The 635-nt window shown below is 61.4% G+C and carries 1 pseudogene; it reads right to left on the reverse strand.

Annotation, left to right across the window (positions count from 1 at the left end):
• Positions 1 to 635: pseudogene (locus BST27_RS32975) on the reverse strand (hypothetical protein); the annotation flags it as partial.

The raw sequence follows: 635 nt of genomic DNA on the forward strand, positions 1-635 counted from the left end.
CGCCGCGGTGCTGAACCCGGGAACGCTGATCTGCGGCAGATCGAAGCCCTCGAAACCGATCGGCGGCAACGTCAACGGTGCCGTGCTGAAGCCAGGGACACTGATCTGCGGCAGGTCGAACCCGTCGATGCCGATCGACCCCAGCGTGAACGGCGGCGTGGCGAACCCGGGCACGGTGATCTGCGGCAGATTGAAGTCGGCGAGGCCGAAGGACGGAATGTTGACGGCCGGGATATTGAACGACGAAAGGCCAATGGACGGGAAGGTATAGGCCCCGCCAGGATTATCGGGATTGCTGATGGTAAGGACCGGCAGCGTCATCTGGCTGATGGAGAAGCCTGGGAAGGTGAACGAGCCAATCGAGCCGGGGGTTTGGTTGCCGAGGAATATAGCGCCGATATCGGTGATATCGACCCGATAAGTGGGCGCCGCGAGGAAATCGGTGTCGAGTCGAAGTACGGATGTCCAGCCGTCACCGGGCGCGTCGAAGTTCGGGAAGGTGATCACCGGGAGGTTCATTCCAGCGAAACTCACCTGAGGTAGTTGCCATGCCGAGACCTGAATCAACGGTGTCGAGAAACGCGGGATGGTGATCTCCGGGGTAGCCAGCGCCGGCACTGTAATGACCGGGGTGT

The sequence above is a fragment of the Mycobacterium intermedium genome (assembly GCF_002086275.1).
Lineage (GTDB): Bacteria > Actinomycetota > Actinomycetes > Mycobacteriales > Mycobacteriaceae > Mycobacterium > Mycobacterium intermedium.